The organism is Pseudomonas sp. 09C 129, from assembly GCF_002843625.1.
Taxonomy (GTDB): domain Bacteria; phylum Pseudomonadota; class Gammaproteobacteria; order Pseudomonadales; family Pseudomonadaceae; genus Aquipseudomonas; species Aquipseudomonas chlororaphis.
Map to the genome: position 1 here is coordinate 4,653,885 of NZ_CP025261.1, position 14,018 is coordinate 4,667,902.

At 66.0% G+C, this 14,018-nt stretch carries 15 protein-coding genes; 12 read left to right on the forward strand and 3 right to left on the reverse strand.

The window, feature by feature from the left end; all coding sequences use genetic code 11:
- The first annotated feature begins 126 nt into the window (after nt 1-126).
- On the forward strand, nt 127-588 hold the full coding sequence (locus CXQ81_RS20720) for a hypothetical protein (RefSeq protein ID WP_101338413.1): 462 nt from the start codon (nt 127-129) through the stop codon (nt 586-588).
- A 12-nt stretch (nt 589-600) separates the two neighbouring features.
- Here CXQ81_RS20720 and CXQ81_RS20725 read toward each other — a convergent pair whose 3' ends face one another.
- The gene (locus tag CXQ81_RS20725; RefSeq protein WP_101338414.1) at nt 601-1,005 is read right to left on the reverse strand and encodes a DUF488 domain-containing protein; all 405 of its coding nucleotides are present in this window, start codon (nt 1,003-1,005) and stop codon (nt 601-603) included.
- 216 nt (nt 1,006-1,221) lie between these two features.
- Between CXQ81_RS20725 and CXQ81_RS20730 the strand changes: the two genes are divergently transcribed.
- The 8 genes from CXQ81_RS20730 to CXQ81_RS20765 all read left to right on the forward strand — a co-directional run bounded on the left by CXQ81_RS20730 (nt 1,222) and on the right by CXQ81_RS20765 (nt 9,409).
- Nucleotides 1,222-1,992 (forward strand): FadR/GntR family transcriptional regulator, encoded by a 771-nt coding sequence (locus CXQ81_RS20730; protein WP_085534255.1) that lies wholly within the window; start codon nt 1,222-1,224, stop codon nt 1,990-1,992.
- 112 nt (nt 1,993-2,104) lie between these two features.
- Nucleotides 2,105-3,307 carry an ABC transporter substrate-binding protein gene (locus tag CXQ81_RS20735; RefSeq protein ID WP_007932337.1) on the forward strand — a complete coding sequence of 401 codons (1,203 nt, stop codon included), beginning with the start codon at nt 2,105-2,107 and terminating at the stop codon, nt 3,305-3,307.
- Between the two features lie 81 nt (nt 3,308-3,388).
- Entirely contained in the window at nt 3,389-4,249 is an 861-nt protein-coding gene (locus CXQ81_RS20740) for a branched-chain amino acid ABC transporter permease (protein ID WP_009044477.1), read from the forward strand.
- 2 nt (nt 4,250-4,251) lie between these two features.
- On the forward strand, nt 4,252-5,262 hold the full coding sequence (locus CXQ81_RS20745; protein ID WP_101338415.1) for a branched-chain amino acid ABC transporter permease: 1,011 nt from the start codon (nt 4,252-4,254) through the stop codon (nt 5,260-5,262).
- Nucleotides 5,259-6,011, forward strand: a complete 753-nt coding sequence (locus tag CXQ81_RS20750) for an ABC transporter ATP-binding protein (protein WP_085534251.1) — start codon at nt 5,259-5,261, stop codon at nt 6,009-6,011. The genes CXQ81_RS20745 and CXQ81_RS20750 overlap by 4 nt, the downstream gene beginning before the upstream one ends.
- A complete protein-coding gene (locus CXQ81_RS20755) occupies nt 6,011-6,706 on the forward strand; it encodes an ABC transporter ATP-binding protein (protein WP_007932342.1) in 696 nt (231 codons plus the stop codon). The genes CXQ81_RS20750 and CXQ81_RS20755 overlap by 1 nt, the downstream gene beginning before the upstream one ends.
- Before the next feature lie 13 nt (nt 6,707-6,719).
- Nucleotides 6,720-8,000, forward strand: a complete 1,281-nt coding sequence (locus CXQ81_RS20760) for a Zn-dependent hydrolase (RefSeq protein ID WP_101338416.1) — start codon at nt 6,720-6,722, stop codon at nt 7,998-8,000.
- Nucleotides 7,997-9,409, forward strand: coding sequence for an amidase (locus CXQ81_RS20765; protein ID WP_101338417.1), 1,413 nt, complete (start codon nt 7,997-7,999; stop codon nt 9,407-9,409). Before CXQ81_RS20760 ends, CXQ81_RS20765 begins: the two co-directional genes overlap by 4 nt.
- Before the next feature lie 108 nt (nt 9,410-9,517).
- On the opposite strand, the gene CXQ81_RS20770 is transcribed toward CXQ81_RS20765, so the two are convergent.
- Both CXQ81_RS20770 and CXQ81_RS20775 read right to left on the reverse strand, forming a co-directional pair.
- Nucleotides 9,518-10,144, reverse strand: coding sequence for a thiol:disulfide interchange protein DsbA/DsbL (locus CXQ81_RS20770; protein WP_101338418.1), 627 nt, complete (start codon nt 10,142-10,144; stop codon nt 9,518-9,520).
- 124 nt (nt 10,145-10,268) lie between these two features.
- The gene (locus CXQ81_RS20775; protein WP_101338419.1) at nt 10,269-11,207 is read right to left on the reverse strand and encodes a LysR family transcriptional regulator; all 939 of its coding nucleotides are present in this window, start codon (nt 11,205-11,207) and stop codon (nt 10,269-10,271) included.
- A gap of 94 nt (nt 11,208-11,301) precedes the next feature.
- Here CXQ81_RS20775 and CXQ81_RS20780 point away from each other — a divergent pair, with 94 nt between their 5' ends.
- From CXQ81_RS20780 to CXQ81_RS31270, 3 genes are all read left to right on the forward strand, one after another.
- Nucleotides 11,302-12,471 (forward strand): SRPBCC family protein, encoded by a 1,170-nt coding sequence (locus tag CXQ81_RS20780; RefSeq protein ID WP_101338420.1) that lies wholly within the window; start codon nt 11,302-11,304, stop codon nt 12,469-12,471.
- 24 nt (nt 12,472-12,495) lie between these two features.
- Entirely contained in the window at nt 12,496-13,605 is a 1,110-nt protein-coding gene (locus tag CXQ81_RS20785) for an SMP-30/gluconolactonase/LRE family protein (RefSeq protein WP_101338421.1), read from the forward strand.
- Nucleotides 13,606-13,806: 201 nt separating this feature from the next.
- Complete coding sequence (locus tag CXQ81_RS31270; RefSeq protein WP_178081077.1) at nt 13,807-13,956, forward strand: hypothetical protein; 150 nt, start codon at nt 13,807-13,809, stop codon at nt 13,954-13,956.
- Nucleotides 13,957-14,018: the final 62 nt, after the last annotated feature.

Below are 14,018 nucleotides of genomic sequence, written 5' to 3' on the forward strand. Positions count from 1 at the left end.
GGGGCTGGTGGCGCCGGCGGCCCATGACAAATGTTTCATGGTGCGAGGCGCCCATCACCCAGGTCCTCCCGCAGGCAGAAGCTTGGCTAGGCTATAAGCATGCCCCGTGAATGCCTGGGAGGTCCGATGAACCGCACGATCCTGAGCCCTTTGAGCCTGGCCCTGGCCCTGTTGGCCGGCTGCGCCAGCCCGCCCGAAGTCATCGACAAGGAAGCGGCGACCATCGCCGAAGGCGTGCTGGCCTTTCGCGATATCTGCCTGAAGTCCGCGCCCTCCTTCGCCGGGGCCGACAGCGCGGCCAAGGCCTATGGCATCGCCAGGCTGGACAATGCCGGGTATGCGCGGATGGGGCTCAGGCCGGACCACAGCCTTGGGGTCCAGGTACAGAAAGGCAAGCAATGCGCGGTGACTACGCCGTCACAGCGGGACAAGACCCTGACCGCGCAATTTCTCAAGCTGGCCGAGCAGTTCTCCAGCACCCCGGTGGCGCAGCACCTGCCGGCGAAAATCACCCTCGACCAGCAGACCTTCCTGCTGATGCACGACCGGCGCGGCGGCGAGGCCTATGTGATGTTGAAGCAGCCCTGAAGCGCAGCGTCTTCATTCAGGCGGCGACAGGTGCGCATAGCACACCGGCGAACTGCCCTCGCCCTGGCGGTCCAGCTCGTCCTCCAGCCACTCGGCCAGCACCCGGGCATTGTTGTGCGCTTCATCGTGGGCCGAGTACACCAGGGTCAAGCGGCCTTTCTGCGCGCGTTCCAGCAACGCCCACCAATGCTCGGGGCGGGCCGCCAGTTCCTGGCGGTAACGGCTGCGGAAGGTGGCGAAATCCAGCTCGCCGGACTTGAAGGCACGGCGCAATCCGCTGGACGGCGCCAGGTCTTTCAACCACTCGTCCAGCGGCAACCGGTCCTTGCGACAGTTGCGCGGCCACAGGCGGTCCACCAGCACCCGATAACCGTCGTCGGGGCTCGCCGGCTCGTAGGCGCGTTTGCACAGAATCATGATTTCCTCCCGTCTATGGCAGCGCATGGCCTGCCATCAGCTTAGTGGCTGGACACAGGATGGAGGACCTTCGGCAAGCGCCTCGTCGCCACTCGTCCTGATTCTGATTACGACCCTCCCACATCGAAAACGACAGCTCGCCCCCAGGACGATTGACGCAGCGGGCCCAGCCCTATTAAGTACTATTTATCCGCATTAATACGATAAATCGAAAACATGCTCAAACGACCTGTTCGCCGCAAACGCCAGAAGCTTTCCGACGTGATTGTCGAGTCGGTCAAGCGTTCCATTGTGATCAACGCCCTGCGTCCCGGCGATCGCTTGCCGACCGAGCGCGAGCTGATGGAAAGCTTCCAGTGTTCCAAGGGTTCGGCCCGCGAAGCGCTCAAGGCGCTGGAGGTCGAAGGGCTGGTCAACACCCGCACCGGCCCCAGCGGCGGCGCCTACCTGAACCAGGCCGGCACCGAGCCGGCGAGTCGCGCCCTGCGCAATTACCTGCACTTCCAGCAGATGGACGGCGAGCAGGTGTACCAGCTGCGCAAGGTCATCGAAGTGGAGCTGGCGGTGTCGGTGATCGGCCGCCTGAGTGCTGACGATTTTGCAGCGCTGCAGGCCAATATCGACTTCTGCAGCGCCCCGGAAGACAGCGAGGCCGGCCAGCGCGAACAGCGCATCGCCGAGCTGGAGTTCCACAACCTGCTGGGCCGCGCCTGCCCCAACCCGCTGCTGAGTTTCATGGCGCAGTTCCTCAACGACCTGCTGCGCGACCTGGTGGTGCTGAAGAAGGCCTACAAGCCCAAGCGCAAGCAGTTCGACGCCGCCAACCTCGATTACCACAAGCGCCTGTTGCTGGCCTTCAAAGCCGAGGACGAAACCGCGGTACGCCAGCTGATGCACGAACACATGTGCGACGCCGAACACCATATGAGTGCCCTCGAGGGCGAGGTCACCCAACACTTCCTGCTGGAGTTCGACCACCACCATTGATAACCGCCGCACCCGCCACACGCCGCTTCGCCAATAACAAAGCCTGAACACAGGCTGCTGCGCCGTTTTGCCATTGCCACTCCTGCCAATAACTAAACCAGGGAGTTACCCCATGCAGCGTCGTACGTTGTTGAAAGCCAGTCTGACCGTTGCCGCAGGCCTCAGCCTTCCGCTGGGGGTGCGCAACGCCTTTGCCGCCGAACCCTTTACCTTCTACGGGCTCAAGTCGATGTCCGGGGCCTTCGCCAGCTACGGCAAGTTCGCCGACATGGGCTCGCGCCTGGCGGTGGAACAGTACCCGACCCTGCTCGGCCGCCCGCTGAACTACAAGGTGATCGACACCGAAGGCAACGCCGGCAAGGCGGTGCGCAAGGTGCAGGAGGCGATTGCCCAGGACGGCGCGCGATTCTTCCAGGGCTGCACCCTGTCGTCTTCGGCGCTGGCGGTGGCCAAGGAGGTGGGCAAGGTCAACGGCGTGTTCATGACCCCGGTGGGCGCCGACGAAGTCACCGGCAAGGACTGCAACGCCTCGACCTTTCGCTGGTCGGTGCCGACCTACGGCGCCATTCGCGAAACCATGGTGCCGCTGATCAAGCGCCTGCCCGAGGCCAAGCGCTGGTACACCATCACCCCGCAATACGTATTCGGCGAAGCCCTGCTGGAAGGCGCCAGACAGGTCTGCGCCGAGCATGGCATCGAGCACGTCGGCAACAGCTATCACTCGTTGCAGGAACAGGAATTCTCCGGCTACCTGACCAACGCCATCGCCGCCCAGCCCGACGTGCTGGTGCTGCTCAACTTCGGCAGCCAGTCCTCCAACGCCCTGCGCCAGGCGGTCAACTTCGGCATCAAGGAACGCATGAAAGTGCTGCTGGTGTGGTCCGCCGGGCTCGACCAGTTCCAGGAACTGGGCAGCGACGTGCTCGAAGGCGTCTACCTCGGCGCGCAGTACTGGCACCAGGTCGACACCCCGCTCAACCGCGAGCTGGTCAAGCTGACCCAGGCCAAGTACGGCATCAACCCCACCTACCCGCTGGCCGCCGACTACATCGGCACCCGGATCATGCTCGACACCATAGTCGCCACCGGCAGTTTCGACGGCGCGACCGTGGCCAAGGCCATGCAAGGCCTGACGTACCAGGGCCCGACCGGCGAGGAAAGCATCCGCGCCGGCGACCATCAGGTGATCAAGGATTACTACCTGCTGCAGGGCAAGGCCACGGCCAACATGCGCGACAAGGACGACCTGGCCGAAGTGCTCAGCTCCGGGCGCTCGTTCCCGGATGTCGGCGCCACCGGCTGCAACCTGGCCTGACCCCGACCGACCTTTTCATCGCTGGCTAGAGGCAGCGGGCCGCCCGACGACAGTCGCCGGCCACCTGTCGAGGATACCCGCATGCTCAATCTTTACCTGTTCCAGATCCTCAACGGCCTCGGCCTGGGGATGATCTACTTCCTGATCGCGGTGGGCCTGACGATCATTTTCGGCCTGCTGAACTTCGTCAACTTCGCCCACGGCGCGTTCTTCCTGCTCGGGGCCTACATCTGCTACACCGCCGTCAGCCTCACCGGCAGCTTCTGGCTGGCGCTGCTAGTCGCGCCGCTGGTGGTCGCGGCCCTGGCCTGGGCCATCGAGCGATTATTGATCCAGCGCATCTACCACCTGCCCCACACCTTCCAGATCCTGGTGACCCTGGGCATCGCGCTGATCATCCAGGAAGCCAGCGTGCTGATCTGGGGCCCCGTCGGCAAAAGCGTCGCGGTGCCGGAACTGCTGCGCGGCGTGCTGATCGTCGGCGACTTCGTCTACCCCTATTACCGCCTGTTCCTCATCGTCTTCTCGGCGCTGGTCGGGCTGGCGCTGTGGCTGCTGCTGGAGCGCACGCGCTTCGGCGCCCTGGTGCGCGCCGGCAGCGAAAGCACCGAGACCGTGTCGCTGCTGGGCACCAACATCTTTCGCCTGTTCTCCATGACCTTCGCCCTCGGCGTGGCCCTGGCCGGGATCGCCGGGGTGCTGTTCGCCCCATTGCGTGGCGCCCAGCCCTTTGTCGGCCCGGAAATCCTCGGGGTGGCCTTCGTGGTGGTGGTGATCGGCGGCATGGGTTCGTTCAGCGGCGCGCTGGTAGGCGGCCTGCTGGTGGGCGTGGTGCAGAGCCTGATGACCACCCTCTGGCCGCAAGGCGCCAGCCTGATGATCTACGGCGCCATGGCGGCGGTGATTCTGGTCCGTCCCTACGGCCTGTTCGGGAGAGCATGAACATGAGCGAGAAAAACCCCCTGCCGTTCGCCAAGACCCAGTCGCGCGCCCTGCCGTGGCTGGTGGTCGCGGTACTGATCGGCCTGCCGCTGGTACTGCCGTCGGCGACCCTGGCCACCGAGATCCTGATCTTCGCCCTCGCGGCGCTGGCCTGTAACCTGCTGCTGGGCTACACCGGTCTGCTGTCGTTCGGCCAGGGCATCTTCTTCGGCGCCGGGGCCTACTGCGCCGCGCTGCTGATGATCCACCTGCAGCTGGGCCTGTTCAGCGCCCTGTTCGGCGCGGCCCTGGTGGGCGCGCTGCTGGCGTTGCTGGTGGGCGCCCTGGCAATCCGGCGCACCGGCATCTACTTCGTGATGCTGACCCTGGCCTTCAGCCAGATGGCCTACTTCATCGCCTACACCCTGAGCGACTGGACCGGCGGCGACAACGGCCTGCTCAGCGTGCCGCGCCCGGAGATCCGCCTCGGCGACAGCGTGCTGCTGTCGCTCGGCGACGCGCGCTACTTCTACGCCTTTGTCGCAGTGCTGTTCCTGCTGATCTTCATCGGCGCCCGCCGGGTGATCGCCTCGCCGTTCGGCAGCACGCTGATGGCGATCCGCGAGAACGAAACCCGCGCCGCCGCCATCGGCTACGACACCCGGCACTTCAAGATCCTGGTGTTCATGCTGTCCGGCGCGGTCACCGGGATCGCCGGGGCGCTGTACGCCATGCTCCTGCATTTCGTGCCGCTGTCGAACATCGACCTGGCGATGTCGGAAAACATCCTGATCATGACCATAGTCGGCGGCACCGGCTCGCTGTTCGGCTCCCTGCTGGGCGCCGGTTCCATCGTGCTGCTCGGCGAGTTCCTGTCCGACCTCTGGCCACGCTGGCTGATGCTGCTGGGGATCATCCTGATCCTGGTGGTGGTGTTCATGCGCGGCGGTTTGTGGGGCGGCTTGTCGAGCCTGTGCGAACGCATCCGGGGGCCACGCAAGGCGGCCCTGCCAACCGAGGAGAAACTGTCATGACGCAGTACCTGCTGCAAACCCAGGACCTGGAGCTGGCCTATGGCGCCTTCCACGCGGTCAACGGCGTCAACCTGAAGGTCGAGGCCGGCACCATCCACACCATCATCGGCCCCAACGGCGCCGGCAAGACCAGCCTGTTCCACTGCCTGACCGGCGAACGCCAGGCCACCGCCGGGGCGATCCTGTTCAACGGCAAGAACATCATCAAGAAACCGGCCCACGGCCGGGTCGGCCTGGGCATGGCCCGTTCGTTCCAACTGACCAGCCTGTTCCAGAACCTCAGCGTGCGGGAAAACCTGCGCCTGGCCGCCCAGGGCCGCGATGGCCTGGCGGCGCTGAACTTCTGGCGCCACGTCGACAGCCGCCGCGAACATCTGGAGATGGCCGACCAGGTGCTCGAACGCCTGCAACTGACGGCACGCGCCGACACCCTCGCCGGCGAACTGTCCCACGGCCAGCAGCGGGTGCTGGAAGTCGGCATGTCGATCTGCTCCAGGCCGAAACTGCTGATGCTCGACGAGCCGACCTCCGGCATGGGCATCGACGACATCCCGATCATGACCCAGCTGATCAGCGACCTGGGCCGCGACCACACGGTGCTGCTGATCGAACACAACATGAGCATCGTCATGTCCATCAGCCAACGCATCACCGTCATGAGTCACGGCCAGATCCTGGTCGAGGGCACACCGCAATTCGTCCGCGCCGACGAGCGCGTGCGCAGCGCCTACCTGGGAGAAGCCGCCTGATGCTGACCGTCGAGAATATCCATTCCTACTACGACAAGAGCCACGTCCTCGAAGGCGTCTCGCTGCAGGTCGACGCCGGCGAGCTGGTGACCCTGCTGGGGCGCAACGGCGCGGGCAAGACCACGACCCTGCGCAGCATCCTCGGGATCATCTGCCCGCGCCAGGGGCAGATCCGCTTCAACGGCCAGGAGCTGGTGGGCAAGAAGATCTTCGAGATCGCCCGCCAGGGCCTGGCGCTGGTGCCGGAACACCGCGGCATCTTCCGCCTGCTCAGCGTCGAGGAAAACCTGCGCATCGCCCAGCGCAAGAGCAGCCGCTGGCAGCTGGAGGATGTCTACGGCATGTTCCCGCGCCTCAAGGAGCGGCGCAAAAACGCCGGCCACGCGCTGTCCGGCGGCGAGCAGCAGATGCTCGCCATCGCCCGTGCCCTGCTCAACGATCCCAAGCTGCTGATTCTCGACGAACCCACCGAAGGCCTGGCCCCGGTGATCGTCGACGAGCTGGTGAAGATCCTGCGCAAGATCAAGGACGACGGCCTGCCGGTGCTGCTGGTGGAACAGAACCTGATGGTCTGCGACAAGCTCGCCGACCGCCATTACGTCCTCGAACAGGGTCGCGTGGTCTACCAGGGCAGCGCCGCCGACTTCCGCGCCGACCCGAGCATCAAGAACCGCTACCTGGCCCTGAGCGCCTGAGGGGAGAGATGAAATGAACCGTCCGATTGTGTCCGTACCCCCGTTGCAAGACAGCCCCCCGCTGGTCAACCGCGAACGCCTCTGGCAATCGCTGATGGACCTCGCGCAGCTGGGCGCCACCGCCAAGGGCGGCGTGTGCCGCCTGGCCCTGACCGACCTCGACCGCCAGGCCCGCGACCTGTTCGTGCACTGGTGCGAAGAGGCCGGGTGCAGCGTCAGCATCGACGGCGTCGGCAATATCTTCGCCCGTCGCGCCGGGCGTAACCCGCAGCTGCCGCCAGTGATGACCGGCAGCCATATCGACACCCAGCCCACCGGCGGCAAGTTCGACGGTTGCTACGGGGTGATGGCCGGCCTGGAGGTGATCCGCACCCTCAACGACCTCGACCTGCAGACCGAGGCGCCGATCGAGGTAGTGGTCTGGACCAACGAAGAAGGATCGCGCTTCCCGCCGTGCATGATGGGCTCGGGGGTGTTCGCCGGTAAGTTCGACCTCGACGACACCCTGCGCAAGCAGGACGAACAGGGGCTGTCGGTGGGCAGCGAGTTGCGACGCATCGGTTATGCCGGCTCGCGGGCGGTGCTCGGCCATCCGGTGGGCGCGTATTTCGAGGCGCACATCGAACAGGGCCCGGTGCTGGAAGACCGCCAGACCACCATTGGCGTGGTCATGGGCTGCCTCGGCCAGAAGTGGTTCGACCTGACCCTGACCGGGGTCGAGGCCCATGCCGGGCCGACGCCGATGCACCTGCGCAAGGATGCCCTGGTGGGCGCCGCCCAGGTGATCGGCGCGGTCAACCGCATCGCCCACGAGCAACAGCCTCACGCCTGTGGCACGGTCGGCTGCCTGAGCCTGCACCCGGGCTCGCGCAACGTGATTCCCGGCCAGGTGCAGATGACCCTCGACCTGCGCCACCTGCATGCCGACAAACTGCAAGCCATGGTCGACGAGGTGCGCCAGGTGATCGAGGACACCTGCCAGCAGCACGGCCTGGGCTTCGAACTGACCCCCACCGCCGATTTCCCGCCACTGGACTTCGACCCCGCCTGCGTCGCCGCGGTACGCCAGGGCGCCGAACAGCTGGGCCTGAGCCATATGGACATCGTCAGCGGCGCCGGGCACGACGCGATCTTCATCGCCGAGCTGGGCCCCGCCGGAATGATCTTCGTGCCCTGCGAAGGCGGCATCAGCCACAACGAAATCGAAAACGCCGCGCCCCAGGACCTGGCCGACGGTTGCGCCGTGTTGCTGCGGGCCATGGTCAACGCGGCGCAAGCAGGAGCGACAGCATGACCCGACACCGCGAAATCGCCGAGATGAGCGGCGTCGAACTGCTCGCCCATTACCGTGACAAGCGCCTGTCGCCGGTGGAAGCGACCGAGGACGCCCTGGCGCGCATCGAGCGCTTCAACCCGCAGGTCAACGCCTATTGCCATGTCGACCCGCAAGGCGCGCTGGACGCGGCAAAAGCCTCCGAGCAGCGCTGGTTCAAGGGCCAGCCCTGCGGTGCGCTGGACGGCGTGCCGGCCTCGATCAAGGACCTGACCCTGACCCGTGGCATGCCCACCCGCAAGGGCTCGAAAACCACCTCCGCCAGCGGCCCCTGGGACGTCGATGCACCCTTCCCGGCCTTTATGCGCAACGCCGGCGCGGTGCTGCTGGGCAAGACCACCACCCCGGAGTTCGGCTGGAAAGGCGTGACCGACAACCCGCTGTACGGCATCACCCGCAACCCCTGGGACACCCGCACCACCGCCGGTGGCTCCTCCGGTGGCGCGGCCGCCGCGGCCGCGCTGAACCTCGGCGTGCTGCACCAGGGCAGCGATGCCGGTGGTTCGATCCGCATTCCCTGCGCCTTCACCGGCACCTTCGGGATCAAGCCGACCTTCGGCTACGTGCCGCAGTGGCCGGCCAGCGCCATGACTATCCTCTCGCACCTGGGGCCGATGACCCGCACCGTCGACGATGCGCTGCTGATGCTGCAAACCGTCGCCCGCCCGGATGCCCGCGACGGCCTTGCCGGGGCCCCACGCAGCACGCCCTGGCTGCCGCAGAGCACTGACCTCAAAGGCCTGCGTATCGCCTACAGCGCCGATTTCGGCTACGTGAAGGTGCAGCCACAGGTGGCGCGGGTGGTGGCCCGGGCGGTGGAACGCCTGGCGCAACTGGGTGCCCACATCGAGCAGGTCGACCCGGGGTTCAGCGACCCGCTGGAACTGTTCAATACCCTGTGGTTCGCCGGCGCCGCGCGGCTGGCCGGGCAACTGAGCCAGGAGCAACGCCAGCAGCTCGACCCGGGCCTGCTGCGCATTGCCCGGCAGGGTGAAGGCATCAGCCTTCACGACTACACCCTGGCCCTGGAAGCCCGCGCGGCGCTGGTGGCGCACATGGCCGGGTTCCACAGGCGCTACGACCTGCTGGTCTCGCCCATGCTGCCGCTCACCGCCTTCGCTGCCGGGCACAACGTGCCACCGGGTTCCGGCCTGGGCGAATGGATGGAATGGACGCCCTTCAGCTACCCCTTCAACCTCACCCAGCAACCGGCCGCGTCGGTGCCGTGCGGCTTCGCCGAGGACGGCTTGCCGGTGGGCCTGCAGGTGGTGGGGGCGCGGTTTGCCGATGATCAGGTGCTGCGCCTGTGCCGCGCTTATGAGCAGGCGTTCCCGAGCCCGCATCCGCAGGCGCCGCGGATCAAGGACTGACAGCGCTTGTGAGGGGCATCGCTAGCGACGCCCTTTTTGACTACCGCTCGATGCCCTTGGGCCGCTGCCGAGCCTCGCCGGCTGGACAGCGGCCAGGGGATCGAGGGCTTATTTTGCCGCCCGCACCTGGGCGATCAACTGGTCCGCCACCGCGAACAGGCCCTTGGCGCCGTCGTTGGTCATGCCGAAGCGGTACTTGCCGTCCACCACCAGCGAGGGCACGCCGGTGGCCTGGTAGGCCGCGGTGCGTTTTTTCGCGTCCATCACCTTGGCCTGCACGGCGAAGGAGTTGTAGGTGGCGAGGAACTTCGCCGGCTCGATGCCCTGGCCTTTGAGCAGCTCGGCCATGGCCTCTGGGGTTTTCAGGCGGTTGCCGCGGTGGATCGCCTCGAATACCGCGTGGTGCGCTTCGGGCTTGGCATCCATGGTCGCCAGGGTCAGGTACAGCTGGCCGTAGACATCCCAGATCCCGCCGAACATGGCCGGCAGCTTGACGAAGTTCACGTCTTCGGGAAGCTGGGCGGCCCAGGGGTTGATCGAAGCTTCGAGGTTGTAACAGTGGCCGCAGCCGTAGGAAAACAATTCCACCACTTCGATCTTGCCGGGCACGACCTGCGGCACGGCATCCTTGAGTTCCACGTACTGGCTGGCATCCACCGCCGCCATGGCGGTCTGCCCGGCCAGGCCAAAGAGGCAACTGGCTGCCAGGGCAATGTTCAGAATCGAGTGACGCATGCAATCTCCAATGGGTTGACGCCTCTGAGTCAGCACGGCTGCTCGTCAAGCGGGCCCCAAAGGATACAGGCGGTGTCCGCGGTGCCAATCGGACCAGTCCCAATCTTTTGTTGGTTTTTTGTCATCAACGCCCGGAAAGCTCCGGCTGCTGCGCGAACCGGGCGGCCAGGGCGATGATTTCCTCGCGCAGCCAGCGATGCCCCGGCACCCGCTCCTGCTGGCGATGCCAGATCAGGCTGACCTGCACCGGCGGCGCCACCAAGGGCAGTTCGGCGATGCGGATCGGCATCAGCGCGCAGAAGTGCTCCGCCAGGCGCCGCGGCACCGTGCCCAGCAAATCCGACTGGGCGACGATCAAGGGAATGCTCAGGTAATGCGGGACGAACAGCTGCACATGGCGCTGGACCTTGGCCGAACCGAGGACGATCTCCAGCGGCGAGCCACGCCCGCCCCGGTCCGGAATCGCCACGTGCCGGCTCTGCTCATAGGCCTTGAGGCCGAGCTGCGGCTCGAAGGCCGGGTGGTCGATACGGCCGATCACCACCAGCTGTTCTTCCAGCAGCGGCTGGTAGCAGAGGTCGGGATCGTCGAAGTACAGATAGTCCACCGCCAGGTCGAGCATCCCGGTGGTCAGCCAGGCCGGCAGGGAGTCGGCGGCATCGCTGCGCACCGCCAGGCGCACCTTGGGCGCGACGCTTTGCAGGCGCCGCGACAGCGCCGGCAACAGGCGCGCCTGGGCGTAGTCGTTCATCGACAGGGTAAAGGTCTGGTCGGCCGCCGCCGGGTCGAACTCGCTGCCCGGGTCCAAGCCTTCCTGCAGCAGGCGCAGGGCCTGGCGCACCGAACCGTGCAGTACATGGGCCCGCGGCGTGGGCTGCATGCCCCGGGCGGTGCGGATGAACAGCGGCTCGTCGAGCTGGCTGCGCAGGCGCGCCAGGGCGTTGCTCACGGCCGGCTGGCTGAGGTTCAGGCGCACCGCCGCGCGGGACAGGTTCTGCTCCTGCATCAGCGCGTCGAACACCAAGAGCAGGTTGAGATCCAGGTGCCGCAAATTCAGCTTCATGAATAATGCCCATTCCGAATATCCATTAGCTGGATAATTCGAGCAGGACTAATCTTCTGTCAACAAGAACAATAAAACCCACAGGAGAACGGCCTTGAGGCAAACCACCCTGGCATTTCGCGAGCGTTACCGCGCCGCGGTTCACCCGCGCTACAACCCGTGGCTGCACGGCGGTTTCGTGCTGGCCTATGGTATGGCGGGCATCGCCCTGCTGTGGAGCACCCTGCACCAGGTACAGCCCCTGGAGTGGCTGGCGGTGCCGGTGGCGCTGCTGTTCTTCAACCTGTGCATCTACGTCGTGCACCGTTGGCTGGGCCACCACAAGCAGGCCTTCGCGCGAATGTTCTACGCCCGCCACAGCGGCGATCACCACAGTTTCTTCGTGCCCGGACACATGACCTACGACGGCCCCCGGGACTGGCGGGTGATCCTGTTTCCGGCCTGGCTGATCGTGGTCCACAGCCTGCTGTTCGCCCTGCCGCTGTGGTGGCTGCTGAAGTTCTGGAATGCCAATGTCGCGGCGCTGTTCGCCAGCTGCACCCTGATCGGTTACCTGGCCTACGAGGTGTTCCATGCCTGCGAACACCTGCCGGCCGAGCACCCGCTGGCGCGGCTGCCGTGGATCCGCCAGATGCGCCGCCTGCATGAGTTGCATCACCGTCGCGAGCTGATGCAGGAGCGCAATTTCAACATCGTCCTGCCGCTGATGGATTACCTGTTCGGCACCCTGTACTGGGAGCCGGAACCCGCCACCTCCTCTCTATCGACAAGGTCCTCGTCCATGACCCGCATGCAGCATCAGATCGATATTCCGCGCAACCCGGTGGCCCTGCTCGACTACGCCTGCGCCTCCAGCCGCTGGCCGGAGTGGCACCCCTCGTCGCTGAAGGTCCAGGGTCCGGCCGGGGCCCTGCCCGCCGGCGCGCGCTTCGAGGAAGACATCCACGCCGGCGGGCGCAGCGGGCACCTGAGCTGGCGGGTCGACGAGTACCTGCCCGGGCATCGCTGGAGCGCCGCGGCCAAGGGCGATCATGGCCTGGAGTTGGTGGTCACCTACGAGTGCCAGGCGCTGGACGCCCACCGCACGCGCTTTATCCGCACCCTGGAATACCGCTTCGACGGCTTGCTGATGCGCCTGGGCAATCGCCTGCTATTCAGAAGGCGGATAGAACGGGAGTCCGCCGACTCCCTGCTAGCCTTGTGCGAGATGGCGCAACGGGCGATTCCCCGGGGCGCCGACGTCGCGCCGCAGAACGCGACCTGAACCCATCACCAGGAGCCGCCCTCGATGAAGCCCGCCGCACCCCGTCGGATCAAGTTTCGCCATCTGCTGTTGGTCGTGGTCATCGCCATCGGCGCCTTTCTGCTGCTGATGCCGACCAAGGTCCAGCCATTGGCCTGGGCCCCGTCGCCAGCACCTTCGCTGAAGAGCGGCCTGTACGCCGAGAACCAGAAGCTCAAGGGCGTGCAGACGGTGGGCGCGCTGAATATCGATGGGCCGGAAGCCCTGCTGCTGGAGGATGGCTCGCTGATCAGCGGCCTGCATGACGGGCGGGTGATCCGCACCGCCCTGGACGGCAGCACCCTGCAGGTACTGGCCAATACCGGCGGACGCCCCCTGGGCCTGGCCCGGCATCCGGATGGCCGGCTGATCATCGCCGACGCGGTCAAGGGCCTGCTGGCGCTGGACGCCAAGGGCCAGCTGAGCACCCTCACCACCTCCGCCAACGGCCTGCCCTTCGGCTTTACCGACGACGTGGCGGTGGACGCCGCCGGGCGTTATGCCTACTTCAGCGATGCCACCAGCCGCTGGGGCTACGGCCAGGATGGCGAGGCGGTGATCGAGCACGGCGGCGACGGGCGTCTGCTGCGCTATGACTTCCAGACCGGCCAGACCGAACAGTTGCTGGACGGCCTGGAGTTCGCCAACGGCGTGGCCCTCGGGCCCCAGGAAGCCTATGTGCTGGTCAACGAAACCGGCGCCTACCGGATCAGCCGCTACTGGCTCAGCGGCGCCAAGGCCGGCACCCACGACCTGTTCATCGACAACCTGCCGGGGCTGCCGGATAACCTCAGCTTCAACGGCCAGGGGCGTTTCTGGGTGGCGCTCTACGCCCCGCGCAATGTCCTGCTGGACGGCACCGCGCCCTACCCGCTGATGCGCAAGATGATCGTGCGGGCCATGACCGTGCTGCCCAAGCCGGTGGAAAAACGCGGCTTCGTCCTCGGCCTGGATACCCAGGGCCAGGTCATCGCCAACCTGCAGGACGCTAGCGCCGGCAACTACGCCCCCATCACCACGGTGCGCGAATACGGCGACGCCCTGTACTTCGGCTCGCTCAAGGCCACGCATATGGCGCGCCTGCCGCTGAGCAGCGCCCTGTCGCAGACGCCCTGACACCCTCGCACTCAGCCCCGAACAAGCCGGTCGCGCGCCGTTGGCTGGGCAGCAGTATTATTACCATTCGTCATATTCTTATTGATTCTCATTATCATCAAATATAGGTTTTCCAGCGCAGCGTCACCTGACGCCCGCACAAGGAACGGCGAACCATCGAATCCGATTGATCGCCATCACATTGAGAGTGGATATCCCCCCATGAAAATCAAAATCCTCCTGGTTTCCCTGCTGCTCACTTCATCCCTGTCGGCCATGGCCGCGTGCCCGGTGCTCGGACCGTCCAAGGACCCTTGCAAAGGCCCGGTGATAGGCCCGAGCACGTGCAAGTGCCCGCAGCCAGGCAAGTGATGACACAGGCGCGCCCACCCTGGGTGCGCCTCGCCCATGGGGCGGATGGCAACAGGGAAATA

Excerpts from the sequence above, each read along its gene's own strand:
- CXQ81_RS20750 (WP_085534251.1), top strand. The coding sequence starts at position 5,259 with ATGACGCAGTACCTGCTGCAAACCCAGGACCTGGAGCTGGCCTATGGC.
- CXQ81_RS20755 (WP_007932342.1), top strand. The coding sequence starts at position 6,011 with ATGCTGACCGTCGAGAATATCCATTCCTACTACGACAAGAGCCACGTC.
- CXQ81_RS20725 (WP_101338414.1), bottom strand. The coding sequence starts at position 1,005 with ATGATTCTGTGCAAACGCGCCTACGAGCCGGCGAGCCCCGACGACGGT.
- CXQ81_RS31270 (WP_178081077.1), top strand. The coding sequence starts at position 13,807 with ATGAAAATCAAAATCCTCCTGGTTTCCCTGCTGCTCACTTCATCCCTG.
- CXQ81_RS20735 (WP_007932337.1), top strand. The coding sequence starts at position 2,105 with ATGCAGCGTCGTACGTTGTTGAAAGCCAGTCTGACCGTTGCCGCAGGC.
- CXQ81_RS20770 (WP_101338418.1), bottom strand. The coding sequence starts at position 10,144 with ATGCGTCACTCGATTCTGAACATTGCCCTGGCAGCCAGTTGCCTCTTT.
- CXQ81_RS20730 (WP_085534255.1), top strand. The coding sequence starts at position 1,222 with ATGCTCAAACGACCTGTTCGCCGCAAACGCCAGAAGCTTTCCGACGTG.
- CXQ81_RS20765 (WP_101338417.1), top strand. The coding sequence starts at position 7,997 with ATGACCCGACACCGCGAAATCGCCGAGATGAGCGGCGTCGAACTGCTC.
- CXQ81_RS20720 (WP_101338413.1), top strand. The coding sequence starts at position 127 with ATGAACCGCACGATCCTGAGCCCTTTGAGCCTGGCCCTGGCCCTGTTG.
- CXQ81_RS20745 (WP_101338415.1), top strand. The coding sequence starts at position 4,252 with ATGAGCGAGAAAAACCCCCTGCCGTTCGCCAAGACCCAGTCGCGCGCC.
- CXQ81_RS20775 (WP_101338419.1), bottom strand. The coding sequence starts at position 11,207 with ATGAAGCTGAATTTGCGGCACCTGGATCTCAACCTGCTCTTGGTGTTC.
- CXQ81_RS20785 (WP_101338421.1), top strand. The coding sequence starts at position 12,496 with ATGAAGCCCGCCGCACCCCGTCGGATCAAGTTTCGCCATCTGCTGTTG.
- CXQ81_RS20760 (WP_101338416.1), top strand. The coding sequence starts at position 6,720 with ATGAACCGTCCGATTGTGTCCGTACCCCCGTTGCAAGACAGCCCCCCG.
- CXQ81_RS20740 (WP_009044477.1), top strand. The coding sequence starts at position 3,389 with ATGCTCAATCTTTACCTGTTCCAGATCCTCAACGGCCTCGGCCTGGGG.